At 69.9% G+C, this 17,469-nt stretch carries 14 protein-coding genes and 1 pseudogene; 5 read left to right on the top strand and 10 right to left on the bottom strand.

The annotated features are described in order from the left end of the window. Positions 1 to 15: 15 nt before the first annotated feature. Both ACH4OW_RS16245 and ACH4OW_RS16240 read right to left on the bottom strand, forming a co-directional pair. The gene (locus ACH4OW_RS16245; RefSeq protein WP_398028262.1) at positions 16 to 159 is read right to left on the bottom strand and encodes a helix-turn-helix domain-containing protein; all 144 of its coding nucleotides are present in this window, start codon (positions 157 to 159) and stop codon (positions 16 to 18) included. Positions 160 to 532: 373 nt separating this feature from the next. Next, on the bottom strand, positions 533 to 1,261 hold the full coding sequence (locus ACH4OW_RS16240) for a hypothetical protein (protein ID WP_398028260.1): 729 nt from the start codon (positions 1,259 to 1,261) through the stop codon (positions 533 to 535). Between the two features lie 552 nt (positions 1,262 to 1,813). Between ACH4OW_RS16240 and ACH4OW_RS16235 the strand changes: the two genes are divergently transcribed. Then, positions 1,814 to 3,859, top strand: a complete 2,046-nt coding sequence (locus ACH4OW_RS16235; RefSeq protein WP_398028258.1) for an APC family permease — start codon at positions 1,814 to 1,816, stop codon at positions 3,857 to 3,859. 74 nt (positions 3,860 to 3,933) lie between these two features. On the opposite strand, the gene ACH4OW_RS16230 is transcribed toward ACH4OW_RS16235, so the two are convergent. Next, positions 3,934 to 4,566 (bottom strand): lytic transglycosylase domain-containing protein, encoded by a 633-nt coding sequence (locus ACH4OW_RS16230; RefSeq protein ID WP_360140362.1) that lies wholly within the window; start codon positions 4,564 to 4,566, stop codon positions 3,934 to 3,936. Positions 4,567 to 4,702: 136 nt separating this feature from the next. Beyond that, the gene (locus ACH4OW_RS16225; RefSeq protein ID WP_398028256.1) at positions 4,703 to 6,130 is read right to left on the bottom strand and encodes an alkaline phosphatase family protein; all 1,428 of its coding nucleotides are present in this window, start codon (positions 6,128 to 6,130) and stop codon (positions 4,703 to 4,705) included. Between the two features lie 621 nt (positions 6,131 to 6,751). Here ACH4OW_RS16225 and ACH4OW_RS16220 point away from each other — a divergent pair. Beyond that, complete coding sequence (locus tag ACH4OW_RS16220; RefSeq protein WP_398028254.1) at positions 6,752 to 7,210, top strand: lamin tail domain-containing protein; 459 nt, start codon at positions 6,752 to 6,754, stop codon at positions 7,208 to 7,210. A gap of 167 nt (positions 7,211 to 7,377) precedes the next feature. Further along, positions 7,378 to 8,430, top strand: coding sequence for a bile acid:sodium symporter (locus ACH4OW_RS16215; protein ID WP_398028252.1), 1,053 nt, complete (start codon positions 7,378 to 7,380; stop codon positions 8,428 to 8,430). Between the two features lie 308 nt (positions 8,431 to 8,738). Here the strand turns inward: ACH4OW_RS16215 and ACH4OW_RS16210 are convergent, their stop codons facing one another. Both ACH4OW_RS16210 and ACH4OW_RS16205 read right to left on the bottom strand, forming a co-directional pair. Next, complete coding sequence (locus ACH4OW_RS16210; RefSeq protein WP_398028250.1) at positions 8,739 to 9,668, bottom strand: M48 family metalloprotease; 930 nt, start codon at positions 9,666 to 9,668, stop codon at positions 8,739 to 8,741. Then, positions 9,668 to 10,036: a BlaI/MecI/CopY family transcriptional regulator gene (locus ACH4OW_RS16205; protein ID WP_398028248.1), complete on the bottom strand. Its 369-nt coding sequence runs from the start codon at positions 10,034 to 10,036 to the stop codon at positions 9,668 to 9,670. Before ACH4OW_RS16205 ends, ACH4OW_RS16210 begins: the two co-directional genes overlap by 1 nt. A 284-nt stretch (positions 10,037 to 10,320) precedes the next feature. Here ACH4OW_RS16205 and ACH4OW_RS16200 point away from each other — a divergent pair, with 284 nt between their 5' ends. Further along, a complete protein-coding gene (locus tag ACH4OW_RS16200; RefSeq protein WP_398028246.1) occupies positions 10,321 to 10,953 on the top strand; it encodes a phosphatase PAP2 family protein in 633 nt (210 codons plus the stop codon). Between the two features lie 2,841 nt (positions 10,954 to 13,794). Here the strand turns inward: ACH4OW_RS16200 and ACH4OW_RS16195 are convergent. Together ACH4OW_RS16195 and ACH4OW_RS16190 are read right to left on the bottom strand one after the other, a co-directional pair. Next, positions 13,795 to 14,151 (bottom strand): transposase, encoded by a 357-nt coding sequence (locus tag ACH4OW_RS16195; protein WP_398028244.1) that lies wholly within the window; start codon positions 14,149 to 14,151, stop codon positions 13,795 to 13,797. A 365-nt stretch (positions 14,152 to 14,516) separates the two neighbouring features. Further along, positions 14,517 to 14,936: a hypothetical protein gene (locus ACH4OW_RS16190; RefSeq protein WP_360131759.1), complete on the bottom strand. Its 420-nt coding sequence runs from the start codon at positions 14,934 to 14,936 to the stop codon at positions 14,517 to 14,519. Positions 14,937 to 15,356: 420 nt separating this feature from the next. On the opposite strand from ACH4OW_RS16190, the gene ACH4OW_RS16185 reads away from it, so the two are divergent. Continuing rightward, a complete protein-coding gene (locus tag ACH4OW_RS16185) occupies positions 15,357 to 15,506 on the top strand; it encodes a hypothetical protein (RefSeq protein ID WP_398028242.1) in 150 nt (49 codons plus the stop codon). Between the two features lie 229 nt (positions 15,507 to 15,735). Here ACH4OW_RS16185 and ACH4OW_RS16180 read toward each other — a convergent pair. Together ACH4OW_RS16180 and ACH4OW_RS16175 are read right to left on the bottom strand one after the other, a co-directional pair. Then, positions 15,736 to 16,065 (bottom strand): annotated as a pseudogene (locus ACH4OW_RS16180) (hypothetical protein); the annotation flags it as partial. Between the two features lie 1,011 nt (positions 16,066 to 17,076). Continuing rightward, a partial coding sequence (locus ACH4OW_RS16175) for a transposase family protein (protein ID WP_398028240.1) occupies positions 17,077 to 17,469 on the bottom strand: 393 nt, incomplete at its 5' end.

Here is a 17,469-nt window from a genome sequence, read left to right as displayed (position 1 = left end):
CGCTAGCTGTATTGATCACGAGCGTTGTTGACACCCGAGCCCGGCCTGGTTGAAGCGGTGGAGCCAGCGTTGCACGGTCTTCTCGCTGCAGCACAGCTCCCAGGCGATCATCGGCACGGTCTCCCCGGCCCAGCTCAGCTCGACCATCCTTGCCCGCATCGCCAGGTCCCGCGGGGCCTTCCTCGCTCTCGCCAGCCGCAGCACCATCGCCCGCTCATGCGGTCTGCTGTCCTGCCGTGCCCGTAAGACCATCGCCCGACACCCCACCCCGAAGGCCGACCTGTCACCAGGACATGTACCCATCGAATGAGGAATTGAGCACTATGGCCGCCGCGGCTGCCGGTGGCGCGTCACTGGCCGCCCTGACCCAGACCGTCGCCGGCCTCCTGACCTGACCATACGGCCCGCCCTGGAGGAGCAGGGCGGCCCCATCGACGGTCGGCAGTGGGAACACCGGGTCAGCACCGGCACAGGCCAACACTGCCACGACACGTCAGACCTGATCCGGCCTGCGGTATTCCGGCGGGCCCGTTCACCTCTCCGGATCGCCGGGCCCGCAACCCTCACGACCGAAGCACCGCATGCTGTTGGACCTGCGATCGCCGGTACGTCGTGCGCCGGACGGCGTGGGCCGGCCGTGGCTGCCCGTACGCTGCAGTGGCCCAGGGAACTGAATCCGGCCGAGTACGTACGGAAGGATCCCGCGTTCCAGCAGAGCCTGCTGCCAGTTCTCCCGGGCCTGCGCCACACTGAGGTGGCCGGGGCCCGGCGTGCTCCTGCCAGGGGCGGAACAGTCGTCTTCTGCCGCTCGCCATCCGACCACGACGAGACCTACCGTCACGGCGGTGGCCAGTAGGCCCATGGACAGGTACTCGTCGGTGAGGTTCGGCCGGGTGCGCAAATCGTAGAGGTAGTAGCCGAGGAGAAAGAAGACGATGGTGGCCACGACCGTCAGGCACGGCACCATACCGGTCGAGGCGCGCCGGACCCCGGCACCGATGCGCCGGGGCGAATGCCGCCGGCGTTGTAGCCCGTTTTCGGTGGCCCAGGCGCGCGCTCGAAGGTAGTCGCGATACTCGGTCGCCGCCGTGGAGGTGATGGCGGCGCGGGATCGCAGTACCTCGGTACGCATCTGCTCGGCAGGAAAGACACCACCGGCGTCGTCTGCTGCTTCCCTGACTTCCTCAGAAGTCAGAGCTTGGTCCAGGACTTGTTCGAAAGCTGGCCAGTCGGCTGCCTTGATGCGGTGGGAGACGTGCACAGGTGCTCCTCGGCGAGGGGAGTGCAAGGACTGGCCACCTGCGCCCACGGCGCGGACGGCCATGGCGCCAGCTCTTCCGGGCAAGTGGACGAAGAAGAGCGGGAACGCGGCACACCGTCAAGTACCGGCTGCACGGGGGAGCAGGCCGTACGTAGGAGTGATGCCCCGATGGCACAGTTCCCAAAGGGCTGCTCACGATGAACGGAGGAGGAACATCCCCCTCAACTCCGTCCCGTGACGGGCCTGAGGCTCCGTCAGGGTGCGGATGCGACGGCGCGGGGGCGAACCGGAAGAGGGCGGGCTGCACAGCGTAGTCGTGCAGGAACACGGTGCCTGGTCCCGGAGAAGCCACCTTGGAGGTCTTCCGTGCACATGGGGAACTCGGGCGGTGAGACAGGAAGGCCAGTCGTTTCTTGAGAGGTCGGGTCGCGGTTGACGGCGTGGCAGGTGGCGGGGCGAGTGACACCGTACGCCGGACGCGGCGTCCGACACGCGGACCGGGCGCCGGAAAACGTCGCCTCCGGAGCCGCAGCCGCGGCCTAGGATCGCCGCATGCCGAAGCCGCTGGACGTGATCAAGCGCATCGTGATCGGCCGGGCACTGCCCACGGAAGACATGCGGGAGACGCTGTTGCCCAAGCGGCTGGCGCTGCCCGTCTTCGCCTCCGACCCCTTGTCGTCGGTCGCCTACGCCACCCAGGAAATCCTGCTGGTGCTCGCCCTGGGCGGATTGGCCTACCTGTACCTGGCCCCGTGGGTGGCGGTCGCGGTGGTCGTCCTGATGGCGGTGGTGGTGCTGTCGTACCGGCAGGTGGTGCGCGCCTATCCGTCCGGTGGCGGCTCGTACACCGTGGTGTCCACGAACCTTGGCCCGTCCGCCGGCCTGGTGGTCGCGGCCGCGCTGCTGGTGGACTACGTCATGACGGTGGCGGTCTCCGTCGCTTCGGGCGTGGACAACATCATCTCGGCGCTTCCGGTACTGCACGAGTACCGGACGCCGATGGCGGTGTTGTTCGTGGCCCTGCTGGCCACGCTCAATCTGCGTGGGGTGCGCGAGTCGGGGCGGGTGTTCGCCGCTCCGACGTACCTGTTCGTCGCCGGGATCCTCCTGATGTGTGCCACTGGACTGTTGCGCTGGCTGCTGGGCGACGCGCCGGTGGCGGAGTCGGCCCGCTACGGCATCCACGCCGCACCCGGCCAGGACGCTCTGGCCCCGCTCGCCCTGCTGCTCCTGGCGCTACGGGCCTTCTCCAGCGGCTGCACCGCGCTGACCGGCGTCGAGGCCATCGCCAACGGCGTCCCGGCCTTCCGCCGGCCGAAGTCCCGTAACGCCGCCACCACGCTGGCCGTGATGGGCGGCGTCGCGGTGGCGATGTTCTCCGGCATCACCGCCCTGGCTCTGATCAGCAAGGTGCACATCACTCAGGACACTTGCGACCTGACCCCTGCTCCGGGCAACTGCGCCCACACCCCCCAGCGCACCGTCATCGCCCAGCTCGCGGCGGCGGTCTTCGGCGGCCACGGCTTCGGGTTCTTCTTCATCCAGGCCGTCACCGCCCTGGTCCTGGTGCTCGCAGCCAACACCGCGTTCAACGGTTTCCCGCTGCTCTCGTCGGTTTTGGCCCAACACCGTTACCTGCCACGCCAGTTGCACACCCGCGGTGACCGTCTCGCCTTCTCCAACGGCATCATCTTCCTGGCCCTGATCGCCGGTGGTCTGCTGTGGGCCTACCACGCCTCGGTGACGAGCCTCATCCACCTGTACATCCTCGGCGTCTTCACGTCCTTCACCCTTTCCCAGGCGGGCATGGTGCGGCACTGGAAACACGCCCTGGCCACCGAGCGGGACCCGGCGGTGCGCCGGCGTCACCACCGGGCGCGGGCGATCAACGCCCTGGGGGCGGTGGTGACGGCATCGGTCCTGGTGATCGTGCTGGCCACCAAGTTCACCGAGGGCGCGTATCTGGCGGTGATCGCGGCGGCGGTGCTGTGGCTGACGATGCGGACGATCCACTGGCACTACACCAACGTCGCCGACGAGCTGAAGGTCACCGACCCCGCCGCCGACCTGCGCTCACCCACCCGCGTACACGCGGTGGTCCTCGTCTCCCGCCTGCAACGCCCGACCCTGCGCGCTCTCTCCTACGCGCGCGCCACCCGCCCCGACGTCCTGGAAGCCCTCACCGTCGAGGTGGAGCGCGAAGAAGCCGATACGCTGCGGTCGCAGTGGGACCGTCTGGGCGTCGGCATTCCCTTGAAAATGCTGCGATCGCCCTACCGGGAGATCACCCGGCCGGCCGTCGCGTACGTACGCTCCCTCGGCCGAGACCACCCTCGTACGGTGGTCAGCGTGTTCATCCCTGAATACGTCGTCGGCCACTGGTGGGAGAACCTGCTGCACAATCAGTCCGCGCTCTGGCTCAAGAGTCGGCTGCTGTTCGCCCCCGGCGTCATGGTCACCAGCGTGCCCTGGCACTTGACCTCCGCGCACCGCAGGCGGCACCGGCCCCCGGGCCAGGCCGCCGGCTCGGTCCGCCGGGGCGAACCTCCGTGGCCGAGTGCCGCCGTCGGCCCGGGGAGGCGTGGCCGCGGCGAGTGAACGGCCACGGTCCGGCCGACCCCTGGTGAGGGGTGGCGGACAACGCTCTGAGTTGCAGGTGTGCGGCCGGTGCGTCAGGTGTGTTGGAGGGCTTGCTGGGCTCTGGTCCAGTTGTTGTGCAGGCGGTCCAGGTAGGTCTGGGCTTGGGGGCCGGGTGCCGTACCCCTGGCGAAGGCCCGCATGTTGCCCGCCCCGGTGTTGTAGCCCAGGGCCAGCAGTTCGTCCCGGGACAGCGATCCGCTGCGCTGGGCAGGCAGTTGCCTGCCCAGGTCGTGCAGATACCAGGCTGCTGCCTTGATGGCGAGGTCACGGTCGTCGGGCAGCTCGTGCCAGTCGCGGTCGGCGAAGTCGCGCCCGCGCTTGGTCTGGTCGAAGGCGGCCTTGTGCATGTTGGCGATGCCGAAGGCAGCGTCCGGTTTGGTGCGCTGCCAGGCCCGTTCCCACTCCGGGTCGTGCGGCTTGTACGCCTCGTTGTACAAGATCGCCATCAGCAGGCGGGCACTCACGCCGGCCTGGCGGGCGTGTGCGACCACCTGTGGTGCGAAGTGGGAAGGGTCGTACGCCTGGGCCTGCGGCGAGGTGGTGGTGGCAGTCTTCGGCGTACCCGGTGCACGGCCGGAACCGACCGGAGTACAGGCCGTGCCTGCTGCGGCAAGGGCGAGGGTAGCGATCGCCAGCCGCACCGGAGAGCAGCGCCGCGTGGTCACCGTGTACCGGCCTCCCTCACCAAGCGCGTACGCTCGTCGTCGCTTCCTCCGTGTCCGGGCGGGTCCATTATTAATGACAGCGGCCGCCCGCCGCCCGCCGCCCGCCGCCGGGGCTCCCCGCGCCCCCGCCGGTCGCTCAGCGCCGTCTGCGCCCTCCGGGCTCCTGGCCCGGCGGCTTCTGGCCGGTACCCGGGAAAGTCGGCTTCGGGAGGTGTTCGACCTCCCATTCGGCCTCCTCCAGTTGCGCCTCGGTGTCGTCGGGCAGCCACGGCGGGCGGTGCGCGGGGCTGCCGAAGCCGAAGGCGGAGGTCAGGTCGCCGAAGGTGCCCCGGCGCCAGTCGCTGATGTTGGGCTCGCGGACCCCCGTCCAGCGTTCCAGGAAGCGCAGGACGGAGGTGTGGTCGAAGGCTTCTCCGGCTGCCCAGCCGCCCACCGTCCACGGCGAGACGATCAGACACGGGACACGGAAGCCGCCCCCGATGGGCAGGCCGCCCACGAACTCGTCCGGCGTTCCGGCGGGCGGGGGCGGCGGGATCACATGGTCGAACAGGCCGTCGTTCTCGACGTAGTTGAGGATGAAGGCGGTCTTGCGCCACACCTCGCGGTTGTCGGCGATGGCCTCGATCTTCTTCGCGACGTAGTCGGCGCCCGCGGCCGGGAGGTAGGCGGGATGCTCGGACTGGTAGCTGGTGGGGATGATCCACGACACCGCGGGCAGCCGGTCGTTGCGTGCGTCGTCCTCGAAGGTGCCCGCGGGCAGCCGGCGCATCCCCCGCTCGTACAGCGGATCGCCCGGCTTCGCGTCACGGAACCGCTGGAACTCCTCCAGCATGTTGCAGCCGTAGTTGTCCTGTTCCTGGTAGACCCGCCAACTGACGCCGGCCTTCTGGAGCCGCTCGGCGTAGGTGGTCCAGCGGTAGGGGCTGGGCGCGGTGTTGCTGATGACCGGGCCGCCGCGGGTGCCGCCGGGGTCGATGGTGCCGGTCATCCAGTACAGGCGGTTGGGCCAGGTGGGGCCGAGGACCGAGCAGAAGTAGTTGTCGCAGACGGTGAAGGCGTCGGCGAGGGCGTACTGGAACGGGATGTCCTCCCGGGTGTGGTACCCCATCACATACGGGCCGTTGACGCCGTCGGCCTTGCGGTGCGCGGGCAACCAGCGGTCCATCTTCCCGCCGTTGAGCGCCTCGTGCTGGACGGCCCAGGCGTGACTGGTGGAGGGGATGGCCTGGGCACTGCTCTCGTGGGTGTTCAGGCGGAAGGGCAGCAGGTAGCCGTCGGGATGTTGGGCGTCCGGCTGGTAGAAGACCGGGCGGCCGCCGGGGAGCTGCGGCGCGTGCGGGTCGGCGAAGCCGCGTACGCCGCGCAGGGTGCCGAAGTAGTGGTCGAACGAGCGGTTCTCCTGCATCAGCAGGACGACGTGCTCGATGTCGCGCAGCGAGCCGCCGGGCACCGGGCCGGCCGCCACGGCCGCCTGGACGCTGGGGGGCAGCAACGACAGCGTTGCGGCGCCGCCGACCGCACCGGCGGCGCCGGTGAGGAGTCTGCGACGGGTCATGTCGGGCATGGAAGCGCTCCCTCCTGGGGCACACGGGCCCAACGCGGGCCGCACCGACTGTCGTGGCGACAGCGCGTCCTGGGCAGGAGGGGGCACATGAAAGAAACAGCAATTGGCCGTGAACAGGAGAGGGCTGTCCGTAACCGCCGTCTTGACGTCCGCACCCTTTGGGCCGTCTGCACGACACCGCCGTACCGCACGCGACGCGTCCACTCCGAGCAGACGCAGCCGCCGTCCCGGCCTGTCTGAGCGGCAGCGGGATCGTCCGGGCGAGCGCCTCGCCCCGGCTGCCCGTCTCGGCACACAGCAGGCCGCAGACGGCAGGCCGCAGCCGTCGCCGGGATGCATGAGGCGCTCGCCAGGAGAACGGAGGTGCAGTTGCCGTTCGCGTCGGGAGGGGACGGGCGCGGAACGTGATCGGGGTGGTGCGAGGCGACCTGCGTGCGCCAGGGCGTGTGCGCCTGGGGGTGGCGGAGTGTGGTGGGCATGGGGAGGTCCGCGTTGCGTAATGGGCCGTCAAACCGTCAACCACACACGTCCGGGGGGTTCCACAGTGGTCTTCGCCCGGCGATCGGCCGGCACTTGGGCTCTACCCGCCCCGTGCGTCAGGGCGTCCTCCAGGAGGATCACGTGATTCGTTTCGCACCGCGTCTGGCCGCTGCCGCGGCGGTATCGGCGGCCCTGGCCACCGCCCTGGCGGGCCCGGCCTCGGCCACCGGCCGCCAGTTGCCGGTTCCGCACCGGTCCCCGGTCGTGCTGGGCGCGGTCCAGGCCGACAGCCCCGGACGCGACGACGGCTCCAACCGGAGCCTGAACGCCGAGTGGGTCACGGTGAAGAACACCGGCCGGCACGCGGTCAACCTCACCGGCTGGACGCTGACCAGCCGGCACACCCACACCACCTACCGCTTTCACCTGCGCCTGGGCGGCCACCAGCAGGTCCGCGTACACACCGGCCGCGGCCACGACACGATGCGCGACGTCTACCAGAACCGCCGCACCTACGCCTGGGACAACCACCGCGACACCGCCACCCTGCGCAACGACCACCGCGTGATCGTCGACACCGAGCACTGGAACCACCGCTGACAGGTCCCATCGCCCGCGCCGGTGTGCCGCAGCCGAGGGGGCTGCGGCACGTCCGGTGGGCGCACGAGAGCCCACCGCCGCAAGCCCCAACCGGGCGAGCGCGCCCCCTTGCCGAACGCTGTCACGCGTTGGAGTAATTGCGTCGTGTGATCGCTAAACTCTGCTGTGTGACGACAGCGGTGGCGGTGACGGCGGTGGCGCAGCGGTGGCTGCTGGGGCTGATGCTGGCCTGCTATGTGCTGGCCGGTGCGTTGCCGGGGCCCGGTGAGGCGCTGCGCGGCCTGGTGCTGCGCATGCCGGTGGGCGCGTCCGTGCTGACCCTGCCGATGGTGTTGCTCGCGATGATGTTGTTCAACGCCGGGCTGGGGGTGCGCATCACCGATCTGCGCGTCGTGCTGTGCCGGCCGGCGCGGCTGGTGCTCGGCATCGCCGCCAATGCCCTGCTCCCCTTGCTCGTGCTGCCGGCCGTTGCCCTGGGCCTGCGGACCTGGCCCGATCCGGGAGAGGCGGAGGGGCTGGTGGTCGGGCTCCTGCTGGTGCTGGCGATGCCGATCGCGGGCGGCGCCGCCTCGTGGGGACAGACCGCTGGGGGCAATGTCCCGCTGGTCGTCGCGATGGTGATCGGCTCCACGGTGCTCAGCCCGCTCACCGTCCCGCTCGGGATCCACCTGACCGGTCACCTGGTCGGCCCGCACGGTTCCGGAACCCTGGACGACACCGCCACGGTCGACATCATCGCCCGGGCCGGCTCCGGAGTGTTCGCGCTGGTGTCGGTGGTCCTGCCGTGCCTCGCCGGTATCACCGTACGCATCGCGCTCGGCGAAGACCGGGCCCACCGGACTCTGCCCGCGGTCAAGGCCGTAAACCTGGTGAACGTCCTGCTCCTTTGCTACGTCAACGCCGCGGGCGCACTGGGGCAGGCGCTCGCCCGCCCGGACCCCGACCTGCTGATGCTGGCGCTCGGCCTGTCCGGCACGGTGTGCTGCCTGACCTTCTACTGCGGTCGGTGGATGTCTGCCTGGACGCGGTGCGAGCGGCCGGACGGGATCTCCCTGACCTTCGCCACGGGGATGAACAACAGCAGCGCGGCGGCCGTGTTGGCCGCCGGCTGGTTTCCCCACCGCCCCGGGGTGCTGCTGCCGATCCTCTCGTACAGCCTGCTGCAGAAAGTCGTGGCAGGAGCGACAGGACGACCGTCCCGACCCCGACGGCAGTCGTGACAGCCGGGCCCACGGCGCCGACGGTGCGGCGGTGCGCCACACGCCCGGAACCGCAAGAGGAACAGTAGGTTCGCCGGGCTGTTGGGGCGCAGCGGCCGGATGGAGGATGGCGGAGACCCGACTGAAGCATCTGGCCGAGCAGGGGAGGCAGCCATGGCGGCGTAGTGGCGTATGCGCCGTCCGACGGGGGGCGGCTTGCGGTGCGGGCCGGGAGGCCCTGGCTGCGGCCGTCTTCCTCACCACGTGCCGACCGGCGATCAGACAGGAGCCGGCCACAGGAGCCGGCCGACGCCGCGCACGTGGGCGGCTCAGGGACCGGTCTCGCCCTGGGCGACTTCGATGTCCTGGTGGACGTGGAGCGCGCCGGTCCCTGCGGTCGCGCAGGACAGCAGGGCACAGACGGCCAGCCAGGCGGCGATCCAGGAGGCGGCGCGCGGGGCGCGTACGACGGGGTGCAGCAGGGCGGTCACCCGCCGGGGTACGGGGCCGGTGGTGGCCGCCGGTGTGACCGTGGACCGGGAGGCGTGTGCCGTGTGCGCGGCCAGCGCGGCGCGGGCGATGGCGCGCGCGGTCAGGTCGCGATCGCCGACGCTGATGGCGGCGGCTTCGTCGGCGGCCCGTTCGGCGGCCAGCCGGATGTCCTCGCGCACCGGGCGCAGGGCGGGGTGGCAGTGCGCGGCGAGTTCGGCCGCGGCCAGGAAGTAGTGGTGGCCGCCGGCGTTGTGGGCACGCTCGTGCGCGAAGAGGGCCTCGCGCTCGCGTGCGTCGAGGCTGCGCAGCATGGCAGTGGTGACGACGATGCGGTGCGGGCGGCCGGGCAGGGCGTAGGCGTCGGGGTGCGGCGATTCGACGACGCACAGGTCGCCCGCGGCGGGCTTGCGGCCGGCCTGGGAGCGGGCGGTACGCAGACGGGCGGCCTGCCGTACGAGCGAGCGGCCGAGGGCGAGGGTCGCGAGGGTGAGCAGGGTGGCGGCCAGGGCGGCCAGGGGCAGGAGCAGCCGTTCGGGGGCGGTGCGCAGCGGGTGCACCAGTTCACCGAGGGCGGCGAAGGCCGGGATGTCGAGCAGGCCGGTCAGCGCGAGGATGCCGAGCGCCGCCACGGTACCGGCCGCGAGGAGCAGCGCCGAGACGGTCAAGGTCCACAGGGCGGCCACCGGCGGGCAGCGGTCGAGGATCCGGCGGGCCAGCAGGGGCGCCGCGCAGGGCAGGAGGAGCGGGACCAGCAGTAGTGCGATCATCACGGGCCCTCCTCCAGTAGCCGGCGCAGGACCTGCTCATCGTCCGGGCTCAGCTGGGCGACGAAGCGGGCCAGGACCGCCTGGCGGTCGCTGTCGCGATCGAGTTCGCCGTGCATGCGCAGGGCGGTCAGGCCGTGCGGGTCCTGGACGGGACGGTAGGCGTAGCCGCGCCCCTGCCGCTCCCGGTGGAGGGTGCCCTTTTCGTGCAGGCGCGACAGGATCGTGGTCACGGTCGTACGGGCCAGGCCGGAGTCGAGAGCGGCCTGTACCTGGGCCGGGGTGAGCGGTGTGTCCGCCGCCCACAGCGCGGCCAGCACCGCGGCCTCCAGCTCGCCCCCCGGCCGGCGCTCGTCCTTTTCGGCGTTCACGGGAACGCTCCTCACCTCACCATCGTCTACAGTGCTGTAGACCGTCTACGGAATTGTAGTCGGTCGGGTGTGCGGCCGGGGCCGTGCGTCCGGCCGTCGCCGGAAGGACTCGTGCCGATGCCCGTACCCGTTCCATCGTCGCAGCTCGCGCCGGACCAGCACGGTGTGCTGTCGCCGCAACCCCGCCTGCGTCCCGCCGGCCCGGTGGGTTCGCTGATGCCGACCGTCACCGCTTCGTATGCGTACCGAGGCCGCAGGCCCGCCCTGGTGAGGGGAGCCCGAAGGTGACCTTGGCGTTCGACGGGGCGCCGGTCGACGGCTCCGCCTACGAAGCCGTGACGCGCCTGGCACAGCACTCGCCCCGCTGGCTGGACACCGCGGTCACGGTGTGGTCCGCGTACGGACTGGTGCTCTTCGCCCTGGTCGCGGTACTGGGCTGGTGGCGGGCCCGCCGGACGGGAGCCGCGGCTGCGGTGACGGCGCTGGCCGTACCGCTCGCCGTTCTCCTGGCGTACGGCCTGGATGTCGTCCTGAAGCTGGTGGTCCGCGAGGACCGGCCGTGCCAGAGCCTGCGGGTGAGCACCCTGGAGGCGTGCCCGGGGCCCGGCGACTGGTCGTTCCCCAGCAACCACGCGGCGATCGCGGCGGCAGCGGCCGTGGCGCTGCTGTTCGTCTCACGGTGGCTGGGGGCCCTTGCCTGCGGAGCGGCTGTTGCCATGGCGGCCTCCCGCGTCTGGGTGGGTGTGCACTATCCGCACGACGTACTGACTGGCCTGGTTGTGGGCGGGCTCGCCGCACTCGCGATCATGCTTGCGGTGGGGCGTCTTTCCCCGGCGCTCGCCCGGCGGATGACGGCGGCTGGACCGCTGCGCCTGCTGCTTTTGGGTTCGCCGTACAGGCCGAGTTCAGCGCTCTGACCAAGAAGCAGGGGTGTCCGTCACTGCTGTCGGGAGCGTGGCCTGGCTCCGCGGCAGAGAGGCTAGCGCCGAACTCCGGCGCGTGGTGGTTCAGCAGTGCGCCATGCCCGTGAACGACACCGTGATCGACGGCGAGTTGGTGCTGGTGTCGTTGACCTGCCGACTGCCACTGTACAGCCGGAAGCAGGCGTGCACGGTGACGTGACTGCCGTAGTCGGCTGGAACCCAATTCGACACGCACCACGTGCCGTTGGCCGGGCGGTGGCTCCGTGTGCAGGGGGAGCCGTCTTTGAAGACCGGGCCGTACCGGTGGTGCGGCGGTACGGCGGTTGGCCGGGCACAGGGCGGTGGCAGCGCCACAGGGCTGGAGGCCGCGCCGGATCGCTGTCAGCGTGCAGAAAGCGAGCACGGGGCTGTGTTGCGCGGACCGCCCTCGGGGGCGGCAGCCAGATGTACGCGACCCAGTGCCCATGGCCAGGAAGTAGATACTTGGGCCAGCCCCGGGCGAGTGCCGGGGGAGGGGAGTGGCCATCGGTGAGGACAGCGGTTGGTTGGCGAGATGCCTGCCGGCGCAACTGCAGTGGGGTGGGGGAGCGGTTGTTGCCTTGAATGTCGCCGGAGGCGCAGCCCGCGTCGTAGCCGACGGGCTGCGCATGCGGACCGGAAACCAGACAAGGCGGATGGATGCCGAGCTGCCGGAGCCTGTCAGCGGCCTGTCGGTAGGTGCGGGAGAGAGCGGAGGTCTGTGCGGTGGTCTGGGTGAGGACGCCGGCCTGGCATCCCAGATGGGCCAGGAGCAGCACACCGACGGCGGGGGCGGTGGCGAAACGGCGCCGACGGGAGCAGGTGGGGCGGTTGGGACCTGAGCGGGCGTTGCGCATCGCACTCGTGGCCAGGGCGGCGAGAGGCGGGGCCAGAAGTGCGTAGGTGGGAAGAAAGAAGCGCGGCGCGGAGTAGTTGAGGAGGAAGAGGTAGGGAACGCCGACGGACGCGGCGCATCCCAACGGCAGGGCGGTGACTGCGAACGGGCGGCGCCGGCGTACGGTGAACACCAGTGCCGTCACCGCGAGGAGCGGCAGAGCCAGCCACCACAAGGCGAGCGCGGGGGCATGCAGTGGGATATGGCAGGGGCGGCAGAGCAACGGTCCGTTGAGGCTGTGCAGCGCGGCTGCGGCACCGGCCCCGAATCCGTGGCCGGCAGCCATCCCGCCCTCGGTGGCGTCAGCGATGTGCAGTCGTTCACCGATTCCGCCGAAGCGGACGTACGCCTCCGCGACCCACTGCGCGCTGCCGAGGGCGAGTCCGCCGAGGAGGGCAGGGACGGCGGGGCGGTACGCCTGTACGCACACGGCGGTCAGCAGCAGTGGAAGGCTGAGCCAACCGCTGTCGGGAAGCCGCAGGAGCGTGGCGAGGCAAAGAGCACCGGCGAGCCACCAGCGGGCACGTGGGTCCGCGGGAATCCGCAGGAACCAGGCGACTGCCGCAGCGGCACACAGGGCCACCCACAAGTTGGGCATCACCTGGGAGCCGTTGAGCATACTGGCCCACAGCCCGGCGAACAGCAGCGCGGCCAGCGCAGCCGTACGGTGCCCGAGCAGCGATTCCCATACACGGAACGCTCCGTACAGGGCGACGGCTGACGCGAGCGCCAGAACCGTGCGCAGCAAGGGCACTGACGGAGAGACGGCAAGAACGGGGGCGACCAGGAAGCTGATGCCGCGTGATCGGGGGGCGCTGAAGTAGGCGGCCGGGGTGCGCGGGTCGCTCTGTGAGACGTACACCGTCTCGTCCCAGCCGAGACCGGTGTGAGTGTGCGGAACGACGAAGGCGAGCTGGACCAGTGCGTAGGCGACAGCCACCAGGGTCAGCCAGGGGACGGGTCGGGGCCGGCCCGAGCGGGGCAGCGGAGCCCGGAACGGACACGGTAGGCGGGAGAGCGGTGTGGCCATACGATTCCTTCCGATTCGTATGGATTCTCGCCTTCATCATGAGGCATGGCGCGTGGCAGGCAGGGCGAAGAGCCGACGCCGCCGTTGAAGCAAGCATGGTGCAGATACGTACGTGGAGCTGCCGCAACGGCAGCTCCTGCCGTACTGGCCAGAGCCGGAAGGACAGGCTCCGGGTGAAGCCCTCGTGAGGAGGCGGCAACGAGCTGGCTGATCGCGCAGGCGGCCCGGATGTCGGCGTGACAGCCTTCGAGGATATCCGCCCTGCCCAGTACGTGGGGGGGCCTGCGCAACTTCCCGGAGCTCGCCGAGGCCATCGAACGGCACACCTCGACATTGGCCGAGGCGGAGATCGGGGACGGTCACCGCGAGCGCACAGTACAGATGAGGGGATCGCGCCGGGGCCGGCGGTGTACCAGCGCGATGCCATCGAGGTGTATGCCACGACACGCCTGAGCTGATGCGGCTCGGGCTGCTGCGGGCTTGTTCTCGCGGCGGCCCGGACCAGGCTGGGCCGCTCGGGGCGGCGAAGCCGGGGACGTACGAGTGTCCTGCCGCGGCAATGAGGAACCGGTGAACGGTTGTTCCGAGCTGTGTTCGGGGTATGCATCCAGACCGACCACCGATACGTGGTTCTGGACTGCGCCGCTCTGTCCTTCTGCGACTCCCACCGCCTGAACTGCCTCCTGGGCCTGCAGTGGCTGCCGACCCGACGCAACGGCGCCCTCCTGCTGGCCGGACCAAGTTATACGCCTTCTCCGCGTCCTGGATCTGACCGGCAGTAGAAACGTCCTGGCGGACTTCCCCACCGTAAACGCAGCCCTGGCATACGTCGGGTATCGAACCGAGTGGTCAAGTTCGAGGCGCCACGCGACCCCGGTCATTGAAGACCAACCTACCGGTAGTTCGTTAAACCCGGCGGTAGCGGGGTTGACACCTGGTCGGGGCGGTCTCCGGAGTCGTCGATAACCAGCACCCCGGCCTCGTGGAGTGCCAAGGCGGGGGCGGTTCGCAGTAGTTCCAGCCGCCGGGCGTTGACCTGCTCACTGTCCCAGCGCGACTCGGAGAGGAAGCACTGCAGTCGCTGTACGCTCGCCAGGTCCGCGCCAAGCACCGGCTCGGCTCCGGCCAGGCAGGTCAGCGTCTTGTTCCGGTCCCGCGGCGCGAGCAGCCCGGTCAGATACTCACGAAACCCACGCCGCTGGGCGAGGTTGAGGAACAGATCATCGAAACGGGCCGCGTACTCCTCCAACGGTCCCGGCGCAGGCGGACACGTCCGTCGCTCAGTCATCATGCCCCCCACTCGGCGAGGCTGCCGGCTCCCCCTCCCTCCGCCCTGCGACCGCCCCGACCAGGTGTCAACCCCGCTACCGCCGGGTTTAACGAACTACCGGTAGGGCAGCGTTCGTTGCATCTCAAGGTACTTGACCCCCAGCTTCAGCTTGTTTGTGAACCGTGGCGGTCGGCCGCCCCGGCCGAGGCTGTGGCCCAGCCCAAGTCCGGGGAGACGATCCAGGCGACGAACCACGTGCACGACCACGGCCACTGACCGGTGCGGCGGTGACGTGAAGAGGGGCCGGTGCGAGTGCACCGGTCCCCTTCCCTTACGCGTACCGGTCACACCTTGTCCAGCGTCCAGAACGCGAAGTCCCTTCCCAGGTTGGGGAGAATGCTCTCCTCGGCGTAGATCCACGCCTTGCCGCTCGTGTTGTACACCATGGAAGCGCCGGAGGTCGTGAACGATGCTCCCTTCGTGTGGGATTGCGCCACCCAGATGTGCGCGTCACCTTCCTGCACCAGCTTCACGCCGGTCGCGACACGCTGCAGATAGCGATATCCGCCCCAGTTGCTCGACGTCATCTCGATGGCGTAGCCCGTTCCCTTGGTGTGGAAGACGACCGGATAGCCCTTGTTGCCCGCGTTATTCGCCAGCAGGCAGAAGTCCCAGTTCATGTAGGGCTCTCGGCTGATCCCCCGGCCAGTGCCGTCGGTGATCACCATGTAGTACTGGATCTCAGGGGTGATGTCGACCGCCATTGCGGCCCCCTTTCCCTGCCGCGATGTGCTTCGCGGAAACGCCCCCGTCCGACTGAGCCCTTCCATGCTTTCGCCGGCCGCCGAGCCCGTCCATGCCGTCGGTTCGTACGGGGACGCCGTACGGTGGCATTCCGGCCCGTGCCCTTGCGGCCGGGTCGGCACCCAGCGGCTGACCGGGGGCTTTCACAAGGCTCCCGAACCCGAAACGCCTGGTGGAGAGCGACCGAAATGCGACGGCGGCGCGGGAACTCTCCCCAAATCGCCTGCGCCTCACCCACCACCATGTGCGCAGCTCGGCTGCACACGGAGCCATCAGAAGGGGCCGGGCCGCCCCGGTCGTCGTACGGTTCAGCACCCCGTGGTGCGCGGGGCGAAGGTGATCTTCTTGGCCTCGTCGGTGTTGAGCGCTGTCGTGCAGGTGTGGGGATCGACGCGGAACCAGAGGTCGTCGTGCTGGTTGCCGTTGACGTTGCCGAGTTCGACGCATCACTGCTCAGCGCGAATGACACGTGTGCAGTTCTCGGTGCTGCGCTGTTCCCGGTGGCGGTCCTGTACGGGTTCGGCGGGTGACTCCTGGCTGCGGTTCTGGCTCGGGCCCGCTGGGGCTGCGGGGAGCTGTTACCTCGGCGGCGCTCCAGAGGTGGCTCTGGAGATGGGTTCGCCGTAGGGCTGACGGTGGGCTCCGGTTCGCCCCGCCGGGACTCCTGGACGCTACCGCACCGGACCCCTGCCCCGACGACCGGCCAGAGAGGGGACCTACCACACCCGCCAGCCCCAGCCGCCCTGCCGGCCCAGGGCCTTACCTGCCGTCCGCTCCTGGCTCATCCCGGCCACCACCCTGACCCGCTGGTGGCACGCCTGGACCGACAAGGATCCGCCGCACGAGCTCCAGGCCCTCCTCGACGCGGTCACCACCGGCAGAACCCTTGATCTCTACCACCCGGTTCAACGAACTACCGATAGGCCGTGACGCGGCCAAGGCGGTATTCCTCGTACTGATTGAAGACACGGCCGTCGACGCTGAAGATCGCCTGACGGGTCCAGACAACGGGGCCCAAGCGCCCGACGGGAAGCGACAGCGCCTCTCCTCCCGGACTTCCCGCACGGCAGCCTGAGGGTAGCTCTCGCCGTCCTCGACGCCACCACCGACGGTGAACCACCATCGTGCCCCGGCCTGCGCGGATCACGGCCGTACAGCAGAAGCAGACGTCGTCGCCGTCCACCAGGAAAACACGGGAAGTCCACCGCTCCGGCAGCGTTATAAACCCCGATCTATCCACGGATCACATGGTGAGCAGAAGAGCTCGGCTCTCCCGCAGAGGGAGACATGAAGGTGGGACATGTGACGGCGGCATTCTTGACTCGACTGGTGAGCCGAGTCGGCGCACCCGCGCTGACAGTCAAGACAATCCAGATTTCCGCGCATCCCAGCCAAGTTTTGAGGACCTTTGACGCGCTGATGCCCCGGCTCAACCTCGCACGATGGCAGGGCGAAGCGGGAGACGCGACCGGAGCAGCCGACGCGAAGGCAGCCCTACTCGGTAACCTGCTGCGGATGTGGGGGCCTAACCCCGCCGCGCCCTCATCCCCCGGCTCAGTCATGCCCGTTGGTGCGGTGAGACCGGAGATGCGGCGGGCACTGCCACCGCCCTGACAGTCCTGCTGCACGACGTGTCACAGGTGCTGGGACCCGACCATCCCGAAACCCTGATGACCCGCTTCGCTCTGGCCCAGTGGAAGGGCGAAGCCTGAAGCGTGGCCGAAGCGGCCACCGTCATGGACGTATTGCTCGGCGATTATCTGAGGTGCTGGGGCCCGGTCACACCCATGCCCGTACTGTCCGAACTGACATCGCCCGGTGGCGTAGAGAAGCAGACAACGAAACCGGCACACACCAACCGGCCGATCCTTGAAACGAGCAGCCGCCGAGGTCTTCCGCAGCCGGAGCGACCCCGGGGTGCCGGGGGACTCGTTCCCGGCGCCGCCGGTGTCGTTGTGGTGCGCAACGGTCTGTCGGAATTCCCGGCGGGCGGGGGTCTTCGGACGGCCCACGGCGCGGCGTCTGGATGGCCGTGGCGATGTCCGGGTGCCCGTACCGATCAATGAGGATGGCTAGAGGTTGTCCCGTATGGGGTGTGAGTTATCCCGTGAGGGCCAGGTTGTGCAACCGGGCGATGCCGAGCATGGCCTGGTGAACTCCGTCGCCCTTGAGCCGGCAGTCCCGAAGGACCTTCCAGTTCTTCAGCCGCGACAGGGCGTGTTCGACCCGTGCTCGGGCCCGGCGATGGACGGCGTTCTCTGCTTCCTGCTGTGGGCTGAGGTGGCTTTGGCCTCGTCGTTTGCGGTGTGGAATGAGGAGGCCGGTGCCTTGGTAGCCGCCGTCGGCGAGGGCCGGGGCTCCGCGGCAGGCCCGGTCGACGCCGGACTCGGTGAAGGCCCGGCAGTCGTTGCGGCTGCCGGGCAGCGGCAGGCCGACCGTCACCACCAGGCGGCTGTTGGCGTCGATGACGACCTGCAGGTTGGTCGAGTACCG

This window comes from Streptomyces sp. NPDC017056, assembly GCF_044332485.1.
Taxonomy (GTDB): domain Bacteria; phylum Actinomycetota; class Actinomycetes; order Streptomycetales; family Streptomycetaceae; genus Streptomyces.
The sequence above is the reverse complement of the archived record's forward strand: the minus strand, read 5'-3'. Positions and strand labels throughout refer to the sequence as shown.